18 protein-coding genes are annotated in these 21024 nt (G+C 57.6%); 8 read left to right on the top strand and 10 right to left on the bottom strand.

Features of this window, described 5'->3' with window-relative positions:
- Positions 1–87: 87 nt before the first annotated feature.
- Positions 88–726, bottom strand: a complete 639-nt coding sequence (hisH, locus tag ACTIE1_RS07155) for an imidazole glycerol phosphate synthase subunit HisH (protein ID WP_439559805.1) — start codon at positions 724–726, stop codon at positions 88–90.
- Positions 727–732: 6 nt separating this feature from the next.
- Complete coding sequence (hisB, locus tag ACTIE1_RS07160; protein WP_439559804.1) at positions 733–1320, bottom strand: imidazoleglycerol-phosphate dehydratase HisB; 588 nt, start codon at positions 1318–1320, stop codon at positions 733–735.
- Between the two features lie 109 nt (positions 1321–1429).
- Here hisB and deoD point away from each other — a divergent pair, with 109 nt between their 5' ends.
- From deoD to tsf, 4 genes are all read left to right on the top strand, one after another.
- Complete coding sequence (gene deoD, locus ACTIE1_RS07165) at positions 1430–2158, top strand: purine-nucleoside phosphorylase (protein ID WP_439559803.1); 729 nt, start codon at positions 1430–1432, stop codon at positions 2156–2158.
- A complete protein-coding gene (locus ACTIE1_RS07170) occupies positions 2155–3012 on the top strand; it encodes a hypothetical protein (protein ID WP_439559802.1) in 858 nt (285 codons plus the stop codon). Before deoD ends, ACTIE1_RS07170 begins: the two co-directional genes overlap by 4 nt.
- A gap of 198 nt (positions 3013–3210) precedes the next feature.
- Positions 3211–3990 carry a 30S ribosomal protein S2 gene (rpsB, locus tag ACTIE1_RS07175; protein WP_439559801.1) on the top strand — a complete coding sequence of 260 codons (780 nt, stop codon included), beginning with the start codon at positions 3211–3213 and terminating at the stop codon, positions 3988–3990.
- A 77-nt stretch (positions 3991–4067) separates the two neighbouring features.
- The gene (gene tsf / locus ACTIE1_RS07180) at positions 4068–4961 is read left to right on the top strand and encodes a translation elongation factor Ts (RefSeq protein ID WP_439559800.1); all 894 of its coding nucleotides are present in this window, start codon (positions 4068–4070) and stop codon (positions 4959–4961) included.
- A 198-nt stretch (positions 4962–5159) separates the two neighbouring features.
- On the opposite strand, the gene ACTIE1_RS07185 is transcribed toward tsf, so the two are convergent.
- The 3 genes from ACTIE1_RS07185 to ACTIE1_RS07195 form a co-directional block, all read right to left on the bottom strand.
- Positions 5160–5417, bottom strand: coding sequence for a hypothetical protein (locus ACTIE1_RS07185; protein WP_439559799.1), 258 nt, complete (start codon positions 5415–5417; stop codon positions 5160–5162).
- A gap of 279 nt (positions 5418–5696) precedes the next feature.
- Positions 5697–7454: a SulP family inorganic anion transporter gene (locus tag ACTIE1_RS07190; RefSeq protein ID WP_439559798.1), complete on the bottom strand. Its 1758-nt coding sequence runs from the start codon at positions 7452–7454 to the stop codon at positions 5697–5699.
- Positions 7455–7617: 163 nt separating this feature from the next.
- The gene (locus ACTIE1_RS07195; protein WP_439559797.1) at positions 7618–9630 is read right to left on the bottom strand and encodes a PAS domain S-box protein; all 2013 of its coding nucleotides are present in this window, start codon (positions 9628–9630) and stop codon (positions 7618–7620) included.
- 190 nt (positions 9631–9820) lie between these two features.
- Between ACTIE1_RS07195 and purB the strand changes: the two genes are divergently transcribed.
- On the top strand, positions 9821–11125 hold the full coding sequence (gene purB / locus ACTIE1_RS07200) for an adenylosuccinate lyase (protein ID WP_439559796.1): 1305 nt from the start codon (positions 9821–9823) through the stop codon (positions 11123–11125).
- Positions 11126–11643: 518 nt separating this feature from the next.
- Positions 11644–12693: a FliG C-terminal domain-containing protein gene (locus ACTIE1_RS07205; RefSeq protein ID WP_439563318.1), complete on the top strand. Its 1050-nt coding sequence runs from the start codon at positions 11644–11646 to the stop codon at positions 12691–12693.
- A gap of 31 nt (positions 12694–12724) precedes the next feature.
- Here the strand turns inward: ACTIE1_RS07205 and ACTIE1_RS07210 are convergent, their stop codons facing one another.
- Positions 12725–14536 (bottom strand): acetate/propionate family kinase, encoded by a 1812-nt coding sequence (locus ACTIE1_RS07210; RefSeq protein WP_439559793.1) that lies wholly within the window; start codon positions 14534–14536, stop codon positions 12725–12727.
- A gap of 251 nt (positions 14537–14787) precedes the next feature.
- Between ACTIE1_RS07210 and ACTIE1_RS07215 the strand changes: the two genes are divergently transcribed.
- The gene (locus tag ACTIE1_RS07215; RefSeq protein WP_439559792.1) at positions 14788–15189 is read left to right on the top strand and encodes a DoxX family protein; all 402 of its coding nucleotides are present in this window, start codon (positions 14788–14790) and stop codon (positions 15187–15189) included.
- 53 nt (positions 15190–15242) lie between these two features.
- Here the strand turns inward: ACTIE1_RS07215 and scpA are convergent, their stop codons facing one another.
- Positions 15243–17378, bottom strand: coding sequence for a methylmalonyl-CoA mutase (scpA, locus tag ACTIE1_RS07220; protein WP_439559791.1), 2136 nt, complete (start codon positions 17376–17378; stop codon positions 15243–15245).
- A gap of 94 nt (positions 17379–17472) precedes the next feature.
- Between scpA and ACTIE1_RS07225 the strand changes: the two genes are divergently transcribed.
- Positions 17473–17982: a DUF4174 domain-containing protein gene (locus ACTIE1_RS07225; RefSeq protein ID WP_439559790.1), complete on the top strand. Its 510-nt coding sequence runs from the start codon at positions 17473–17475 to the stop codon at positions 17980–17982.
- A gap of 43 nt (positions 17983–18025) precedes the next feature.
- Here the strand turns inward: ACTIE1_RS07225 and ACTIE1_RS07230 are convergent, their stop codons facing one another.
- From ACTIE1_RS07230 to ACTIE1_RS07240, 3 genes are all read right to left on the bottom strand, one after another.
- The gene (locus ACTIE1_RS07230) at positions 18026–18409 is read right to left on the bottom strand and encodes a hypothetical protein (RefSeq protein ID WP_439559789.1); all 384 of its coding nucleotides are present in this window, start codon (positions 18407–18409) and stop codon (positions 18026–18028) included.
- Entirely contained in the window at positions 18406–20403 is a 1998-nt protein-coding gene (locus tag ACTIE1_RS07235) for an acetyl-CoA carboxylase biotin carboxylase subunit (protein WP_439559788.1), read from the bottom strand. Before ACTIE1_RS07235 ends, ACTIE1_RS07230 begins: the two co-directional genes overlap by 4 nt.
- Positions 20404–20470: 67 nt before the next feature.
- Positions 20471–20851, bottom strand: coding sequence for a hypothetical protein (locus tag ACTIE1_RS07240; RefSeq protein WP_439559787.1), 381 nt, complete (start codon positions 20849–20851; stop codon positions 20471–20473).
- Positions 20852–21024: the final 173 nt, after the last annotated feature.

Genomic DNA, 21024 nt, shown 5'->3' on the forward strand with positions numbered 1-21024 from the left:
CCCCCCCCCCCCCCCCCCCCCCCCCCCCCCCCCCCCCCCCCCCCCCCCCCCCCCCCCCCCCCCCCCCCCCCCCCCCCTTCCCCTGTTTCATGGCGTCCAGCGCAGGAAATTCGCAATCATCCGCAGGCCGGTGGCTTGCGATTTTTCAGGGTGGAACTGGGTGCCAACGATATTGTCCCGCGCCACAATCGCAGTCACCGGCCCCTCATAATCGACATGTGCCAGCAGATGCGCAGGATCCGTCACGCGGAACTGGTAGCTATGCACGAAATAGGCATGATCGCCGCTTTGCACGCCCTCCAGCACCGGATGGGCGCGGTCGATCACCAGATCATTCCAGCCCATATGTGGCACTTTCAGCGCGGGATCATTTGGCGCGATGCGCACCACCTCGCCGCCGATCCAGTCCAGACCGGCCACATCTTCATATTCGCGCCCGATGCTGGCCAGCATCTGCATGCCCACGCAGATCCCCATAAACGGCACTGCGCGGCGCAGGACCGCCTCCTCCAAGGCGTCATGCAGCCCGTCCACGGCCCCCAGCGCGCGCCGACAGGCGGGAAACGCCCCGTCACCGGGCAGCACGATACGCGTTGCGCGCGCCACATCCTCCGCGCGTGCGCTGACCAGCACATCGCCCGCGCCCGTCTCTGCGGACATGCGCTGGAACGCTTTTTCGGCGGAATGCAGATTGCCGCTTTCGTAATCAACCAGAACTGTCAGCATCTGTGCCTACAATGCCCCCTTGGTGGACGGGATTGCATCGCCCTTGCGCGGGTCGGTTTCCACGGCCATGCGCAGCGCGCGCGCAACCGCCTTGAAGGCCGCTTCCGCAATGTGGTGGCTGTTGATGCCATGTATCTGATCGATATGCAGCGTAATCCCGCCATGTGTGGCCAGTGCCTGAAAGAACTCGCGCACCAGTTCGGTGTCGAATGTGCCGATTTTCGCGGTCGGAAAGTCCACATTCCACACCAGAAAGGGGCGCGCCGACAGGTCCAGCGCGCAGCGGACCTGCGCGTCATCCATCGGCAGATGGCACTCGCCATAGCGCCGGATGCCACGCTTGTCGCCCAAAGCCTGCGCGATCGCCTGACCCAGCGCTATGCCGCAATCCTCGACCGTGTGGTGGTCATCAATATGCAGATCGCCCACCGCCTTCAGCGTGATGTCGATCAGCGAATGGCGCGCAAGCTGGTCCAGCATGTGATCGAAGAACCCCACGCCGGTCTGAATGTCATAAGCGCCGCTTCCGTCCAGATTGACGCTGGCCGAAATATCGGTCTCGGCGGTTTTGCGGGTGATCAGGGCCTCGCGCATCGGCAATCCTTCATTCTGTTCGTCTGTCTGGCATGCGTGGGTGGTATAGGCGCTTGCGCGGGTCGGGGGAAGGGGGCAATCTGGGCGCGACAGATGAAAAGGGGCGCAGATGACAATCCACATCGGGGCGAAGCGGGGGGAAATTGCGGAAACAGTGCTGATGCCGGGGGACCCGTTGCGCGCGAAATGGGCGGCAGAGCGGTTCCTGACCGATGCACAATGCGTCAATCAGGTGCGCGGCATGTTGGGGTATACCGGCACATGGCGTGGCCACCGTGTCAGTATTCATGCCTCTGGCATGGGCATGGCGTCGATGTCGATCTATGCGCATGAATTGCTGCAAGATTACGGCGCGCGCACGCTTGTTCGTGTAGGGTCCGCCGGCGCGATGCAGGATCATGTGAATTTGCGCGACATCGTGCTGGCCCAGACCTGCACGACCATATCCACCCCCTCCAAGGCCCTGTTCAGGGAAGTGCAGTTCGCCCCCTGCGCCGATTTCGGCCTGCTGCGCGCGGCCCATGATGCGGCCTGCGCCCTTGGGGCGACTGTGCATGTGGGCAATATCTACAGCTCCGACACGTTTTACGACGAACGCCCCGACCTGAACACGCTTATGACCCGCCACGGCGTTCTGGCAGTCGAAATGGAAGCGGCAGAATTATACGCAGTCGCAGCCCGTTTCGACGCGCGCGCGCTGGCAGTGATGACTGTATCCGACCATCTGGTGAAGAAGCAGGCGCTGGACGCCCATGCGAGAGAGCAAAGTTTTGCGCAAATGTTTGAAATTGCCCTGCATGCGGCGTTTGACCCGCAAGCGGGATCGGCTCTGCAATGACCTTTTGGAGAAAACGCGCCAAGACCAGGGTCCGGCCTGACAAGCGCCGGTTGCTATGTATCGCGACACGGCGCAGCGGGCACCATGCGTTTCTGGAATGGGTGCTGGCAGGGATGGAACAGCCTTGGACCTATTATAACAATATTGACGTCACACAGGCCGGTTTCACCGCCGCGCGCGCCTTGCGCCATGATGGCGGGGACACCGCGGCCAGCCCTTACGATGATCGTGTCGACACCCCGCTGGTGGCCTTCAGTGTAGAGGATCGCACGCTTGATCAGGTTCTGAAATGGTCGCAACTGTCGCATTGCCTGCCATCTGATGCAAGGGTGGACATTATCGTTTTCCTGCGTGACCCGCTGAATGCCTTCGCCAGCCTGCTTCAGGTTCTTGACCGCGCGGCATGGATCGCCGGTGACGAGGACCGGAAGGCCCGTATGCGGGCGCGTCATCTGCGCGCATGGGCAAGTCTGGCGCAGGAATTCCTGGCTGAAACGGACAAGCTGTCGCGGCGCGGGGCCAATTGGCGGGTTCACCGGATTGATTATAACGGCTTTGTCGGGGATATGGCCGTGCGCGATAATATTGCCGCTGCGCTGGAATTGCGTCCGGTCGCGTTGCAAACTGCATTGTCGCAGTTCGGGGGCGGGGGAAACACGTTCTTTGCCGACAAGGCGGGATACAGCCTGTCGCCCGAAACGCTGGAGGCGCGCTGGCAGCAGGTTGATGGCCCCGCGCAACACCTGCTGCGCGATGAAGTCCTGAACGGCACATATGCGGATCTGGTAACGCGGTTTTACATGGCCATCGGGCGGCAACAACTTTTGCATGATGCGCGCATGGCATTGGGGTAAACCTGCGGCAGGCGCGCGCAAGCGCGTTTGCGCGGCAGCGGTTGCGCATTCGCTATTGCATCGCGGTGGATCTGCCGCTAATGGGGCACCACTTCACAGGTAGGGGCAGGGCCAAGGGACAGACATCCCCCAAGGTCCACCGGTTGAGGCATCGCCTTCAAATCCCCTACCCAGGCGCAAACCGGAAAGGAAAACGATATGGCGCTTCCTGAATTCACACTGCGTCAGCTTTTGGAAGCTGGCGTTCACTTCGGCCACCAGACACAGCGCTGGAACCCGCGTATGGGGCCATATATCTATGGCGAACGCAACGGCATCCACATCATGGACCTGACGCAAACCGTCCCCATGCTGGACGCGGCACTGAATGTTGTGCGCGAAACCGTTGCAAAAGGCGGCCGCGTTCTGTTTGTCGGCACCAAACGTCAGGCACAAGGCCCGATTGCCGATGCAGCCGAACGCTCGGCGCAATATTTCATGAATCACCGCTGGCTGGGCGGCACGTTGACCAACTGGAAAACCGTGTCCCAATCCATCCAGCGCCTGAAATCCATTGACGAACAGCTTGACGGCGGGGCCGAAGGCCTGACCAAGAAAGAGCGTCTGGGCATGGAACGCGAGCAGGCGAAACTGCAAGCCAGCCTTGGCGGTATCCGCGATATGGGCGGCCTTCCGAACCTGCTGTTTGTGATCGACGTCAACAAGGAAGATCTGGCCATTGCAGAAGCGCGCAAGCTGGGCATTCCTGTCGTGGCTGTGGTTGATACCAACTGCTCGCCCGATGGTGTCGACTATATCATCCCCGGAAATGACGACGCATCGCGTGCCATCTCGCTGTATTGCGATCTGATTGCCCGCGCGGCCCTTGACGGGATGAGCGCGCAGATGGGTGCAGCCGGTATCGACCTTGGCGCACTGGAAGAAACCCCGACCGAAGACGCGCTGACCGAAACGGCTGCCGAAACTTCGGACGCATAAGCGCCGGTTTTGACATGAAATTGTGACAGGGGCGTGGTTCAACGCCTCTGTTTCCTTCTTTTGCAGGAGTAAGAACAATGACCATCACCGCTGCAATGGTGAAAGAACTGCGCGAGACCACAGGCGCAGGCATGATGGACGCGAAAAAAGCGCTGACCGAAAACAACGGCGACATGGAAGCGGCACAAGACTGGCTGCGCACCAAAGGTCTGGCCAAAGCCGCGAAGAAAGCCGACCGCGTTGCAGCCGAAGGGCTGGTCGGTGTGGCCGTGTCCGGTGGCAAGGGTGTCGCCGTCGAGATCAACTCGGAAACCGATTTCGTCGCCAAGAACGCCGAATTCCAGACCATGGTGTCCGATATCACCAACGCGGCCCTGACCGCTGCTGATCTTGAGGCCCTCAAGTCCGCAGATGTGAAGGGGACGCCGGTATCGACCGTGCTGACCGACGCCATCGCAAAAATCGGCGAGAACATGACCCTGCGCCGTATGGACAGCATCGAAGGCGACGCTGTTGCTGCCTATGTCCATAACGCTGCCGCCGATGGCATGGGCAAGATCGGTGTTCTTGTTGCGCTGAAAGGTGCGGATAACGGCATTGGCAAACAGATTGCCATGCATATCGCGGCCACCAGCCCGCTGGCGCTGAAAGAAGAGGCGCTGGACCCCGCACTGGTCGAACGCGAACGCACCGTTCAGACCCAAAAAGCGCTGGAAGAAAACGCCACTGCCGACAAACCCAAGCCTGAAGCGGTGATCCAGAACAACATCATCCCTGGCCGGATGAAGAAATATCTGGAAGAAAACACGCTGGTGAACCAGAAATTCGTGATCAATCCTGACATCACGGTCGCGCAGGCTGCAAAGGATGCAGGCGTTGAAATTCTGGGGTACATCCGCATGGGTGTTGGTGAAGGCATTGAAAAGAAAGAAGAAGATTTCGCAGCAGAAGTTGCAAAACTTCAAGGCTAAGGCCCGAAATCACCTTGTTTTTCAAACGGCGCCCCTGTTGGCGCCGTTTTTCTTTGGCTATGCTCGACAAAACATGAAATGTTTGAAATACTGATGCGGCGCCACCTGTCGGGTGGCGCCGCTTTGCTTTGGTGAACGCGGGACTAAATGGTAATCATGTGTTGCAGCATATGATTACCGCCCTCGTGACAGGGGAAGTTACCCGTCAATCGGTGCAGTCTCCACGCCCTCCACCGGATCGATCAGGCCCGCCTCGACTGCGGCTTCATATTCGAAGCTGTCGATCACGCCGTCATCATTCATGTCAACCTCATCGAACAGTTCAGGCGTCGCGTCCGGGAACGCCATCATGAAGTCGTCAAGCGTCCAGGCAATGTCGGTTGTGCCCATCTGGGCGGTTGCCATACCGGTCATGAACGCAAGGGCCGCGATAGAGGTCATGGTTTTCTTGATCATCTTCATTCTCCTGTTTCAGTGACCGACACAGGGAGATCCTGCGTCTGAACAGTAGATGTGCGCATCGCGCGGCCACATACAAGCCGGATGAAAATCCTTCGGCACCACTTTGCCAAAAGCAGAAAATTTAACGGCAAGTTATCGCCCCGTCCGCATTTCACCAGTCACGACATATGGAACCGTGCGGGAATTCGCTGATTTCACGCATAGCAGGATCACGGCGCCTCACGCCGCTGGCATGCCAAGGGTCAGAATACGACTCAGGCTGCAGGGGGCAATTCATCCTTCCAGCAGTGTTTCGCAGCGCGCACGCCCTTTGCACGCCTGTGTCATTTCCGGCGACAGCGCGGCCATGGCGTCAAACTGGGTCAGGAATATCCGGCCTGTCAGATCATCCAGAAAATGACTGCGCTTCAACTGGTCCATGACCGGCCCTTTGACCTCGGACAGGTGAAACTGAACCCCCGCAGTTTGCAAACGTTCGTTCACGGCTTCCAAACTCTCCAACGCAGAGGCATCGATGTAATTGACAGCAGTGCATTGCAGCACAACGTGCCGCAGGGCAGGGCGGTGTGACAGCGTCTGGATAATCTTGTCCTCCAGCGCGCGCGCATTGGGGAAATACAGCGATTCATCAACCCGTATCGAATACACCTGATCATCTGTGATGACATTATGCCGTTCTATATTTCTGAAATGCTCGGTTCCCGGCACCTGTCCGACGACAGCCATATGCGGGCGTGATGTCCGGTACAGGAACAAGACCAGCGACAAACCGACACCGGCCATCAACCCTTGTTCGACGCCCACGAACAAGGTGAACACCATTGTTGCAGCCATTGCCGCCCCATCTGCACGCGAATAGGCCCATGTGCGGGGCAGGGCGCGGAAATCCAGCAGCGACAGAACTGCAACCACAATGATCGCCGCCAGCGTGACGCGCGGCAGGAAATACATAAACGGGGTCAGGACCATCAGCGCCATGGCAATGAAAACCGCCGTGATGGCACCCGCAGCAGGGGTGGCCGCGCCCGCATCATAGTTCACGATCGAGCGCGACAAGCCGCCTGTCACCGGCATGGCGTTACTGACACCGGCGCCAAGATTGGCCAGACCAAGCGCCACAAGTTCGCGGTCGGGGTCTACAGATTGCCGTTTCTTCGCTGCAAGGGTCTGCGCGATGGAAATACTCTCGACATAGCCAACGATGGCGATCATCGCGGCAGGTGCAATCAACAGTTGCAGCAAACCGACATCAACCGCTGGCAGGCCAAATTCCGGCAGGCCGCGCGGCACATCGCCAAGAATGGCAATGCCGCGGTCATCCAGCCCCAATGCCCAGACCAGCGCTGTCGATGTGACAACCGCAATCAGCAGCGCGGTTTTGCCAAGCAATCTGGCTAAAGCGGCCGACAGGCCAATATGCTGCAACAGGCGTGCCAGTCCCGCGCGGGACCAGAACAGGAATGCAAGGATTGCCGCCGCGAACACAATTGTCATGACCGAGATGTCGGCGCTGTTGGCAATGACCGAAGGTATGACCTGTGGCAGCGTTTTGCCCGATATGTCGGCCCCAAGCAGATGGCGTAACTGGCTGGCCGCAATCAATATTCCAGCAGCGGTAATGAACCCTGAAATCACTGGGTGGCTTAGAAAGCTGGCAATGAATCCCAGCCGGAACAGCCCCATGACCAGCATTATTCCGCCCGACAGAAGCGCAAGCCATAATGCGGCAAGGTGGTAATGTTCTGTCCCTGTTTGGGCAACCGTGCCCGCTGCCGCCGCCGTCATCAGCGCAACGACAGCTACAGGGCCTACGGCAAGCGCGCGCGATGTCCCGAATGCGGCATACAGCACCAGTGGCAGCATTGCGCCATATAGTCCGGCCTGCGGGGGCAGTCCTGCAAGCATCGCATATGCCATGCCTTGCGGGATCAACATGATCGTCACAACCGCTGCCGCGATCAGATCATTGCTCAGATCGTTGCGGGAATAGTGCCTGGCCCAGGTCAGGAAGGGCAGAAATCGGGTTTGCATAGCGCACAGCCTGTCAGTCGGGGGGGCTGGCCGGACACGAGACCAGCACAACGGACCCCCCATATACTTACAGAAAAAACATATTGCAAGATTTGAATATTGAAATACTGCCCGCGATCCTGCCGTTCGTATTCCATGGCAATACGTAGGGTCAATTATACAGCTACTCCTTCAATCGATTGATGGTTTCGGCAAGTCGTCCCACGCGATCACGCGTTGCCGCAATCTTTGCATTCACCTGTTCAGCGGCCTCCCGTGCGCGGACAGCAAGCTCGCGAACCTCGCCCGCGACAACCGCGAATCCGCGTCCCGCATCACCGGCACGCGCCGCTTCTACTGATGCGTTCAGCGCCAGCAGGTTTGTTTGCATCGCAATGCTGTCAATCGTTTCGACGACCTGTGAGATTTCCTGACTGGAGGTTGTGACATCGCGCACAGCATCATTCGTGTCCTTGACCGCCTGCGCACGAGAGGTAATGTCCGGACCATACATAAGATACTTCTGAACATCGCCCGAAATGTCGGTCAGTGTCAGGAAATAGGCGTCAAAAATGGACTGTGTCCCATCCGCGCGCGAAACGACAATATCCTGCCTGCATTCGCCGGTTTCCTTCAGCTTGTCCAGTTTCTCAACCTCCAGCAGGTCAAGCAGGCCGGGCAGGGGCTGGCCGTCAAGATGTGCGGTAAGATAGGCGTTTGCCTTGATGCTGCGACCATCGGCGTTCCATTCTGCCATTGCCGCAGTTTTGGAAATAGCTTCCAGCTGGCGGGTGTATTCCAGTGATGTCAGCTTGATCGATGAAATATTTGCCTGGATCGAGATAAACTTCTCAATCTTTCCATTCTTGTCGAACACGGGGTTGATGGCCAGCGAAATCCAATAAGGTTTGCCATGCCGGTCATAGTTCAAGATCTCCTCATAAAACGCGTTTCCGGACGAAAGCGCCTTCGAGATGCGCTTCACTGTTTCGGGGTCGGTTTCCGGCCCCTGCAGGAAATCACCCGGCTTGCGGCCCATGACTTCGTCCGGTTTGTAGCCGGTCAGGCGCGTAAAACCCGAATTCACATAAATCAGTTTCCGGTCCACGCCGGTAATAAGGACAGCATTGTCGGTTTCATTGGCGACAAGTGAAAGCAGGCGGATATGTTCACGGCGTTCCACCTCCTCGGTGACGTCGCGCAGGAATGCAGTATAGGTGATTGTGCCATCTTCGCGCGGGACCTTGGACAGGGACAGGTTTACCCAGCGTTTTTGACCATCCTTGCGCACAAGCTGCACCTCGCGGGATGTTCCGACGATCCGGTTTTCACCCGTTCTGCGATTGCGGTTGACCAGTTCATCATGCTGCGCACGGTGGGTTATCGGCACAAGCATATCGACATTCTTGCCCAGAACCTCGTCGCTGGAATAGCCCCAAAGCCGTTCAGCCGCAGGATTGAAAAACACAACGTTATTTTGCCAATCAATCTCGACCACGGCATCAAGCGCCTGTTCAAGGGTTTCGCGCAGGCGTTTTTCGGCAACCTTGATGCCTGAAATGTCTTTCAGGAACGCGGTATAGCATATTCCGGCATCCGTATGGACCTTGGACAAGGTCAGCCCAACAGTCACTTCGGTCCCGTCGAAGCGTTCAATCTGCACTTCCCGCATAGTGCCGACAATCCGGTTTTCACCTGTGCGCCGGTTGTGATTGACCATTTCGTCATGATCGCTGCGCAGTGCCTGTGGAACCAGACGTTTGACATTTTTACCAATGATTTCGTCGCGCGATACTCGCCACAATTCCTCAGCGGCTTTGTTGAAGAAAACCACATCATTATTTGCCTCAATCGACACGACCGCATCTATGGCCTGTTCAAGAACGGTGTCGTTCTGGTTGACTTTCGGGACATCAAGGCAAAGCAGCCTGAACGCGGCCCCATCCAGATGCATGTCATGCGTTATGGATTTGTAGGATGACAGGGGCGGGGTGCCGGATGCCGGTTTGGCGTTCAGGAGATCATTGATGGTGCGTTCATGCAGGTCCGTGCCCCATGCTCCGCATAATTCGGAGAATGCAGCATTTGCATAAACGATCCTGCCTTGCGCATCCATCAGGACGCCTGGCTTGGTGATCTGTTCCAGAAAACTGAAATCTGCTGAAGGCTTGAACGTGGAGGAACGCCAGAAACGCATATGATTTCCTTGGAAAGTGGATTCAACTTCCAACGGGCTATCGGAAAAGACCTAAATTTCCGTATACAGCAATCCAGATAAGATTATCTCATAATCAGTATTATGTTAAATTAAGTATAAGGAACGCGAACTTGCGGCCAACCGTTCCAATCGCTATGACGCAGCAACCCAAACCGCAAGAGGCCCGCTGATGATCCCGCGTTATTCCCGCCCTGAAATGGTTGCCATATGGTCACCGGAAACCAAGTTCCGCATCTGGTATGAAATCGAGGCGCATGCCTGCGATGCTCAGGCGAATCTAGGGGTTATTCCGGCAGCAAGTGCGGCTGCGGTCTGGAAAGCCAAGGATGTGGAATTCGATGTCGCGCGCATTGACGAGATTGAGGCGGTGACAAAACATGACGTCATCGCCTTTCTGACGCATCTGGCCGAAATCATTGGCAATGACGAGGCGCGCTTCGTCCATCAGGGCATGACCAGTTCTGACGTGCTGGACACAACCTTCAATGTGCAGCTGGTGCGCGCGGCCGATTTGCTGCTGGCAGATATGGATGCCCTGCTGGACGCGCTGAAGCGTCGTGCGATGGAACACAAATTCACAATCCGCATGGGACGCAGCCACGGTATTCATGCAGAACCAACCACAATGGGCCTGACCCTTGCGCGGTTCTACGCGGAAATGAAGCGCAACCGCGACCGGCTGGCGGCGGCGCGCGCCGAAGTGGCCACAGGTGCCATTTCGGGCGCTGTTGGCACATTCGCCAATATCGACCCAAGTGTCGAAGAACATGTCTGCGCGCAACTGGGCCTGACCCCCGAACCCATCAGCACACAAATCATCCCGCGCGACCGTCACGCCATGTTCTTTGCCACGCTGGGCGTGATTGCCAGCAGCATTGAAAATATCGCGATTGAGATCCGCCATATGCAGCGCACAGAGGTGCTGGAGGCAGAGGAGTTTTTCAGCAAGGGCCAGAAAGGCTCCAGCGCGATGCCGCACAAACGCAACCCTGTGCTGACGGAAAACCTGACCGGGCTTGCGCGGCTGGTGCGTATGGCGGTTATTCCGGCAATGGAGAATGTGGCACTTTGGCATGAACGCGACATTTCGCATTCCTCCGTGGAACGTATGATCGGGCCAGATGCGACAGTGACACTGGATTTCGCACTTGCCCGCCTGACGGGGGTGATCGACAAACTGGTTGTCTATCCTGACAATATGATCGCAAACATGAATAAATTCCGTGGCTTGATCCATTCGCAACGGGTTTTGCTGGCGTTGACACAGGCTGGCGTCAGCCGCGAAGATGCCTATACGCTTGTGCAGCGCAATGCGATGAAAGTCTGGGAACACGGGTGCGACTTTCTGGAAGAACTGCTTGGCGACGCGGATGTTACAGCGGCCTTGAGCAACGCCGAGATACGCTCAAAATTTGATCTTGAGTATCATACCAAACATGTGGAAACCATTTTTTCGCGTGTTTTTGACACTTAATTTCCAAAACATCCTTTTTTTGGTAATATTCGTGCTACATAGCGAATCCCAAGAAGGAGGTTTTGATATGAAACTTAAACTTGCACTGGCGGCAATCGCACTTTCGTTGTCGCCGGCTATTGCGTCGGCAATGTGTTCGGGAATGCAGTTTGATACGACTGCGTCAAGCTGCTTGGCAGGTCAGGTCTGGGACGCGGAAACATCAACATGCGTTGAACCTGTAACCAGCTGATCGCTTGTTTGATACACTGTCCCTGCCCTTCAATGTGGCGGGGGCTTTTTTTATGCGTTTTTTCTTTGACGTGTTTCTGCGGTCAACCTTTTGTTGACGCTTTTATGCGACGTTCAACGGAACAGAATCTGCTTTGTTCCGGAGATCGCATGTCGCCAATAGGGTTTTTGAAATTCAAGCGCATTCCGCGAATGCACATGAATACAACCAGCTCTCGTCTGGCATGATGGATGATGCCGCGATGATGTCCTTCAATAGCCCGATGACTCAATCCGACTTTGGCGGAATGGCTGATGACACAGATTTTGTGTCAGATCGCGCTGCGCCAAACGGAACACAGCATCTTAGCGGTTTGCAGAAGTCGGCCATAATTGTACGCGTACTGATTGCCGAAGGTGTCGACATGAAATTGTCATCGCTTTCGCCGCGCATGCAAGAAGACCTTACACATACAATGGGAAAAATGCGCCTTGTTGACCGGACAACAATGAATGCTGTTGTGTCGGAATATGTGGACATGCTGGAACAGGTCGGACTGTCCTTTCCGGATGGTCTGGATGGTGCATTGTCGTTGCTGGACGGGCGGCTTGATGCGGGTGCAACCGAACAGTTGCGCATATTGGCGCGCGGCGCGTCCGGCCGCGACCCTTGGGCAGATATTGAACTGGCACCGGATGCGGACCTGATACCGTTGCTGGAATCTGAAAGTACTGTGGTGGGGGCGGTAGTGCTGTCGAAGCTAAGCATCGACAAGGCCGCAGGCATATTGGCGCAGTTACCCCCCGATCTGGCGCAGGCGCTGGCGATATCGGTTGCAAAAACCGAAGACATAGACCCTGACACTGTCGCGCGTATCGGGGCGGCACTGGCGCAGCAAGTTACGGACAAACCTGTGCGTGCGTTTGTCAAACCGTCAACCAAACGCGTTGGCGAAATCCTGAATTCATCAACCACGGCGCTGCGGGACCGGCTTCTTGCAGGTTTGGAAGGGCTGGATCAAGGATTCGCCACTGGTGTGCGCAAATCGATTTTCACGTTTCAGGACATTCCAACGCGGATCGCCGCGCGCGATGTGCCCGCCCTTATGCGTGAAATTCCATCCGACGACATGATGTTCATCATCGCCGCAAATGCCGAAGAAGACCAACCAAGTCTTGAATTTCTGCTGTCCAATATGTCCAAACGGGTTGCGGACACCATGAGGGAGGACGCAACCGCCCTGCCCGTTCCGTCACCCAAACAAAAGGACGAGATCATGGCACGGGTCATGGGGGCGGTGCGCGCCATGATTGACGCAGGCACCCTGACCCTGACGTCCCTGGACGAGGAGGACTAAGCGGACAGGGCGCCAGCACCAACGCGCACTATTACTCGGGGTTGGTGCGGACCGGGGCTACCACCGCAGCAGCCGTGATCGCCCCGTCGCCTTCGCCCTTGATGCCGGCTGCGTTCGCTTCGTCCGTGTCGATATGCATTTCCGTGAAGGCATTTTCCGCCACACGAACCAGCACGCGGGTAAAGGTCAGGTCGCGTCCCGTGGCGTCCAGCGTGACATTGACCATATCGCCATCCCTCAACCCCATTTTACGGGCATCATCGGGTGACATATGAATATGGCGCGATGCAATGATAAGCCCGTCACTATCCAACGCGCCTTTCGGGCCGGACAGCCGGATCTGCGGCGTGCCGTCAAGTTTGCCACTTTGACGCACAGGCGCGTCCAGCCCCAATGTGAAACTATCGGTGCGCGACACCTCGATCTGGGTTTGCGCGCGCAGCGGTCCAAGGATGGCCACATTGCGAATTGTCCCTTTGGGACCATGCAATGTGACACGTTCCGCCGCTGCCCAATGCCCTTTTTGGCGCAAGGGCTTGTCCGGTGTCAGTTCATAACCCTGCCCGAACAGTGCATCCACGGCCTTGCGGCACAAATGCACATGCCGCGCCGAAACCGCAACCGGAATACGCCCCCCCTGCCCCGTGCGCCCGTCCATCGCAACAGCGACATCGCGGGCAATCATCAACTGTTCGGCTGTTTCGGTTACCACAACATTCACGCGCGCCCCATAGGCCTGAATTTGCGGCGCAGCGCGCGCGCTAAGGTCAACTGTCATGTTGCGGTCATGGTCCAGAAGAATGCCCATAAACCCCAGCCCGTCACAAATCCGCCTGCGCATAGACGGGGAATTTTCGCCAATGCCACCGGTAAACACCAATGCATCCAGACCACCCATTGCCGCTGCATAGGCCCCGATATACTTGCGCGCGCGGTAGGCATAGATGTGGATCGCAAGCTGCGCATCCGCGTCCCCTTGGGCGGCGCGTTCCTCGACATCGCGCATATCCGATGATCCGGTCAGCGCCTTCAAACCGCTGTCGCGGTTCAGCGCGTCCTCGATCTGCGGAATATCCAGCCCCAATTCGCGCTGGATATAGCCAAAAATACCGGGGTCCACATCGCCGGCGCGGGTTCCCATGACCAGCCCTTCCATTGGCGTCATACCCATGGAACTGTCGATGCTTATGCCGCCAGCAACGGCACAGGCACTTGCGCCATTGCCCAGATGCAGGCTGATCAGGCGCAGGTCCCGCAATCGCTGGCCCAGTTCCTCGGCGACGCGATGGGCCACATATTTATGGGATGTCCCGTGAAACCCGTAGCGGCGCAGCCCCTTGTCGCGCCAGTCCTTGGGCACGGCATAGGTGCTGGCGCGTGCCGGATTTGTCAGGTGGAACGCAGTATCGAATACAGCCCATTGCGGCACATCAGGCCAGACCTGCCGCGCGACATGCACGGCTTGCAGATTGGCGGGATTATGCAAGGGCGCAAGCGGTGTCAGCGCGTCAATGCGCGACAGGGTGTCATCATCCAGTCTGGCGGCGGCGTCGAATTCCAGCCCACCATGGGCGATACGGTGACCCACGGCGTCAATTCCCGTGATCCCATGTTGCGACAGCACATCGGCAACAGCGCGAGTTGCACAGGCAAGGTCTGTATGGGGCGCGCGTTCCGTCACGGGTTGCTGCGTGCCATGGCGGAAATCGCACCCGTCAGGGCCAAACCGGTCAAAGCTGCCTTTGAAAACATGCCTTGCCCTGTCCAGCCCGTCAGATGCATTCAAATCGAATACCCCGAATTTCAGTGATGAACTGCCAGCGTTGAATACGATAATGCGCATGGGTTTTGGTCCTGTTATTCGGTCGGTGGAAACCTGTGCGGGAAACCCGATTTCGGGCCATGCATCAGGCTATTGGTCAAGTGAACCCTAAGCCTTTATGGAACAGATGCCTTGATCAAACGCAAATTCCGGTATCGCCGTGGCCCATGCATGTGTAATTTCGCACAGCCGGTGTGGGGTATCAGTGAATTCTGCCGCGAATTTAACCCGCTATATGTGCGTTCCATAACATATCCATGTCAGAGGTTCACATGACACATTCCACACTCCTGCTTGTTGCGCGCATCCTGTTAGGGGCGCTTTTCCTGATCTCCGGCTTTGGGAAGCTGGGCGATGTTTCGGGTTTTGGCCAGTACATGGCATCCGGCGGAATTCCTGCCGCGCTGGCATGGCCTGCGGTCCTGTTTGAAATTATCGCCGGTGCGGCGCTGATGCTGGGCGTGATGACGCGCATCGCGGCTTATGCGCTGGCCGCGTTTTGTGTCGTGTCGGGGCTGCTGTATCATTTCGACCCTGCCGACCAGATGCAAATGACCCAGTTGTTGAAAAATCTTGCACTGACAGGCGGCTATCTGGCGCTGTCGGTTACGGGTGCGGGCCGTCTGTCGGTTGATGCACGCCTTAACCCGCGCGACGCCGCGACAGCCGCGTGAGGCGTTAACCTGCGGCAGGGTGTGGGGCATGACCCCTGCCCTGCCGCATGGAATTATGACAATCCGCGCGCCTTGCGCACCAGATCCAGAATTTTCTTTGCAGCGTCAGGAATATTTGTTCCCGGTCCGAAAATCGCCTTCACGCCCGCATTATACAAGAACTCGTAATCCTGTTGCGGGATGACACCACCGCAGATGACCAGAATATCGTCGGCCCCCGCATCCTTCAGGGCGCTGACCAGTTGGGGCGCAAGTGTCTTATGGCCCGCAGCCTGACTGGATATTCCGATGATGTGCACGTCATTGTCGATGGCATCCTGCGCCGCCTCGGCCGGTGTCTGGAACAATGGCCCGACATCAACATCAAATCCGATATCGGCGAAGGCCGTGGCAATCACTTTCGCCCCGCGATCATGGCCGTCCTGCCCCATCTTGACGACCAGCATGCGCGGGCGGCGCCCCTCCTGCTCGGCGAACGCCTCTACATCGGCCTGAATGGCCGCGAAACCGTCATCGCCTTCATAGGCGGCACCATATACGCCCGCCAAAGTCTTGACCTCGGCGCGGTGGCGCCCGAATATTTTCTCCATAGCCATGCTGATTTCCCCGACAGAGGCGCGGGCGCGGGCCGCGTCCACGGCTGCTTCAAGTAGGTTCCCGCCTTCGCTGGCGCGGCGGGTCAGTTCATTCAACGCTGCATCACATGCGGCCTGATCACGGGTTGCGCGGATTTTTTCAAGGCGGGCAATCTGGCTGTCGCGCACCTTCACATTGTCGATATCCAGAATATCAATCGGGTCCTCGACATCCTTGCGGTACTTGTTGACGCCGACGATCACTTCCTCGCCGCGGTCAATCATGGCCTGACGCCGCGCGGCGGTCTCCTCGATCCGCAGCTTCGGCATGCCAGAAGCCACGGCCTTGGTCATGCCGCCCATCTCCTCGACTTCCTGCATCAATTCCCAAGCGGCCTCGGCCAGATCATGGGTCAGTTTTTCAATGTAGTAACTGCCTGCCAGTGGATCGACCACCTTGGTCACGCCGGTTTCTTCCTGCAGCACAAGTTGCGTATTGCGCGCAATCCGCGCGCTGAATTCGGTGGGCAGCGCAATCGCTTCATCCAGCGCATTGGTGTGCAGCGATTGTGTGCCCCCCAGAACCGCACTCATCGCCTCATAGGCAGTGCGGATAACGTTATTATAGGGGTCTTGTTCCTGCAAACTGACGCCCGATGTCTGACAATGCGTGCGCAACATGCTGGATTTCGGGTCTTTCGGGTTAAACTCTTCCATGACGCGCGACCAAAGCAGGCGCGCCGCGCGCAGTTTCGCAATCTCCATGAAGAAGTTTGTGCCGATCGCGAAAAAGAAACTCAGCCGCCCCGCGAAATGATCGACATCCATACCGCGTTCAATGGCGGCGCGCACATATTCGCGTCCATCTGCCAAGGTGAACCCAAGTTCTTGCACCAGATTGGCGCCCGCTTCCTGCATATGATAGCCGGAAATTGAAATGCTGTTGAATTTGGGCATTTCCGCACTGGTATATTCAATAATATCCGCAATGATCCGCATGCTGGGTTTGGGCGGGTAGACATAGGTATTCCGCACCATAAATTCCTTCAGAATGTCATTCTGAATGGTGCCCGACAGTAGTTTGCGATCAACGCCCTGTTCCTCTCCGGTCACGATGAAATTGGCCAGAATGGGAATCACCGCGCCGTTCATCGTCATGGATACGCTGACTTTTTCCAACGGAATGCCGTCGAACAGGATTTTCATATCCTCGACGGAATCAATCGCCACACCTGCTTTTCCCACATCGCCCGTCACGCGTTCATGGTCGCTGTCATAGCCGCGGTGGGTGGCCAGGTCGAATGCAACGGAAACACCCTGCTGCCCTGCGGCCAGCGCCTTGCGGTAGAAGGCGTTCGATTCCTCGGCGGTGGAAAACCCCGCATATTGCCGAATGGTCCATGGCCTGCCGGTATACATGGTTGCACGCACGCCGCGCGTATAGGGGGCCTCGCCGGGGATGGAGTCCAGATGCGACAGCCCCGTCAGGTCATCGGCGGTGTAAAGCGGCTGAACGGGAATACCTTCCAGCGTTTCCCATGTCAGACTTTCCAGCGGCCGGTTCTTCATTTCCCTGGCAGCAATTTCGGCCCAACGGCTTTTGGATGTGCTCATGGCTGGTCCTTTCTGACATCATGCATGGAAAAACGCATGGGCTATGGTGTTTTCCTGACAATTACGACTATATGCAATGCAAGCAGGAGGAATTATGAAACCGATCTTCACGCTTGTTTTTGCGTTACATTTCCCGTTTGCGGCGCTGGCCACAGACGGGCCTGACACATCCGGCATGACGCCTGAAACCACTGGCGTAAATGCACAAACGACAGATGATGTTGCGCCACCAGATACATTATTGTTTCTGGATGCGCGCGAAATCGAGGCCCGGGACTTCATCTGGGTCAACCGTATTATCGTGGTCATGGCCGACACACCCAATGACCCGCAATTTGAACGGCAGCTGGATGCATTGCGCGAACGCAGTGACGAATTTTTTGCCCGCGATGCGGTGGTCATTTTTGACGCCCATCCCGAAGATCGCAGCCCGCTGCGACAGGTCTTGCGGCCGCGCGGTTTCATGACCGCGATCATAGACAAGGATGGAGAGGTCAAGGCACGCCGCCCCGCTGTGCGCACAGGGCGTGAACTAATGGCCGTCATCGACAGGTTCCCGTCGCGCAGACAGGAAATACTTGAACGCCTGCCATCAGGCCGGTGACACGCATCACCGGCCATTGCGCTTGCCTGTCCGACACAGACAGTCATTCAAAATAGCCGATCTTTTCGGCATGTTGTGACATAAGCCACCAGCCCGGACCGAAAACAGCCACCAGCCACATGACCAATGCGCTGCCGGGGTCCAGCCAGCCCATCCAGACCACGGCGGACATAACAGCCCCGATCCCGTAGACCAGTGCGCCCCCGACCGCGATAAATTCCAGACCAAGGCGAATGCGGCTTAGCAGCGGGAAAAGCCCGTGAAACACTGCCATCCCGCCCAAGGGCGGCAACAGAAGCAGAATATAATACCCTTCGCGCACCCCGTCGGCCAAGCGGGTAAGGATTATCCATGCCAGCGCAAGCCCTGCTGCAAAGCTGAAGAAATAGACCATGAACAGCCGAAGAAGGGTGCGCTTTTGCATCATTCAAACTCCATGATCACATCATCGACGGCCAGTGACGCACCCGCCTGCACACTGATCCGCGACACGGTTCCCTTGCGTTCGGCACGCAGGATATTTTCCATCTTCATGGCTTCCACTGTCGCCAGCGCCTGCCCTTCATAGACTTCATCGCCTTCTGCAACTGCGATGGACACCACCATTCCGGGCATCGGGCACAGCAATAGTTTGGATGTGTCGGGCGGCAGTTTTTCGGGCATAAGCTCTGCCAATTCGGCCTGACGTGGCGAAAAGACATGCACTTTCATGTCTGCCCCCCGAAGGCGCGCGCGGAACCCGCCGGGAATTTTCTCGATCTTCATGACAAGGGGGGTGCCATTCACGTCCAGCCGCGCCAAGGGCTGGCCCGGCATCCAGTCAGAGGTGATGCGGTAGCGCTGCCCCTCAAGGATGACTGTTGCCCCCTCGCGGTCTGCATCAATCGCGGCATTCAGGCTTTCGCCCTGAATCTTGATCACCCAATCGGTGCCGACAATGCGTTCATGGTTGTCCATTCGCCCCGAAATGCGCGCACGCCGGATTTCGGCGACACGGTTCATGGCACAGGCGCTGGCGGCAACGCGGTGCAGCAGATCGCGTGAAAGTGTCGCCCCCTCGAACCCGTCGGGGTATTCTTCGGCGATGAAGGCGGTCGTAATCTCGCCGGATATGAACCGCGGATGGTCCATCACGGCCGACAGGAACGGCAGGTTATGGCCGATGCCTTCCAACTCGAACTCATCCAACGCCAGACGCATTTCGTCAATGGCCTGTCCGCGTGTGGGCGCCCATGTGCATAGTTTCGCAATCATCGGGTCGTAATACATGCTGATTTCACCGCCCTCGAACACGCCGGTGTCATTGCGCACCGCACGCTCGGCCCCAGCGATTTCGGCAGGCGGGCGATACCGCGTCAACCGCCCGATCGAGGGCAGGAAATTGCGATACGGATCTTCGGCATACAAGCGCGATTCGATTGCCCAGCCGTTTATTGTCAGATCGGATTGCGCGAAAGGCAGCTTTTCACCGGCGGCTACACGGATCATCTGTTCAACCAGATCCACCCCTGTAATCAGTTCGGTGACGGGGTGTTCCACCTGCAAGCGCGTGTTCATTTCCAGGAAATAGAAATTCCTAGCACCATCGACAATAAACTCCACCGTTCCCGCTGATGTATAGCCCACCGCAGCCGCCAGAGCGCAAGCCTGCTCGCCCATGGCCTTGCGGGTCGCTTCATCCAGAAAGGGGGATGGCGCTTCCTCGATCACTTTCTGATTGCGGCGCTGGATAGAGCATTCACGTTCATGCAGGTAGACCGTGTTGCCATGGCTGTCGGCCAGAACCTGAATTTCGATATGGCGCGGCTGGGTGACGAATTTTTCAATGAAAATCCGGTCGTCGCCAAAACTGGATGCCGCTTCATTCTTGGAGGATTGGAAGCCCTCGCGCGCCTCGTCATCATTCCATGCGATGCGCATCCCCTTGCCGCCACCGCCCGCGCTGGCCTTGATCATCACCGGATAGCCGACTTCATTGGAAATCTTGACCGCTTCATCCGCATCCGCGATCAGTCCCATATAGCCGGGAACTGTGCTGACCCCTGCTTCGGCGGCCAGTTTCTTGGATGTAATCTTGTCGCCCATCGCCTCAATCGCGTTGGCGGGGGGGCCGATGAAGGCAACACCTTCTGCCGCCAGCGCCTCGGCGAATTTCATGTTTTCGGACAGGAACCCATAGCCAGGATGCACCGCCTCTGCGCCAGTCTGGCGAATCGCATCCATGATCTTGTCGATGACAATATAGGACTGGTTCGCGGGCGCAGGCCCGATATGCACGGCCTCATCTGCCATGCGCACATGCAACGCGTTACGGTCGGCATCGGAATAGACGGCGACTGTCGCAATTCCCATTTTGCGGGCAGTCTTGATGACGCGGCAGGCAATTTCACCACGGTTGGCAATCAGGATCTTGCGGAACATGCGGACTCCTTGAAGGTAAGCGCACCCATGGCGCGAAAAAGGTTCATAATGGCAGCGCCTTGCGGCATCACTCTTCCCATGTGTCAAAAGCGAATTCGGATGATCCGTCAAAAAGCTGCGGAAAACTGGCCTGTGCCGCGCGCATGTCCACACGCAGTAGCGCGTCATAGCTTGCGGGGTCGAAATCATCCTCGGCGGGCACGACTTCGCGGCCAAACAGCCATGACAGGCGGCCGGCATCCAGATTGCCGCGTTCGAACGGGTCTTCGCCAAAATGGGCGATCAGCGCACCCAGAAATGCCTCATCGGCGCGGCGGTCGGGCGCGCGCCGGTCTGCAAAACGCTTGCGCGCCACAAGTGGTGTAACCCCCTTGGGGTTTGCACGTCGAATAACGAATTGAAAATCTGTGCTGGGCAAACGCCCAGGAAAGCCGCGATGCTTCAGCATGGCCGTCCCCCGAATGGTTGAAGGCCTGTGCCATATGCCACGGCACAGGCAGGCGCGGGCTGCGCCTGCCCGGCTATTACTGGATCAGCCTTTGGTCGAAACCGGCTCCACCATGATGGGTGCAGGTACCGGCTCGGGCGCAGGTTGATGTTTCGCACATGCGCCCAGTGCGA

The organism is Roseinatronobacter sp., from assembly GCF_051859525.1.
Classification (GTDB): domain Bacteria; phylum Pseudomonadota; class Alphaproteobacteria; order Rhodobacterales; family Rhodobacteraceae; genus Roseinatronobacter.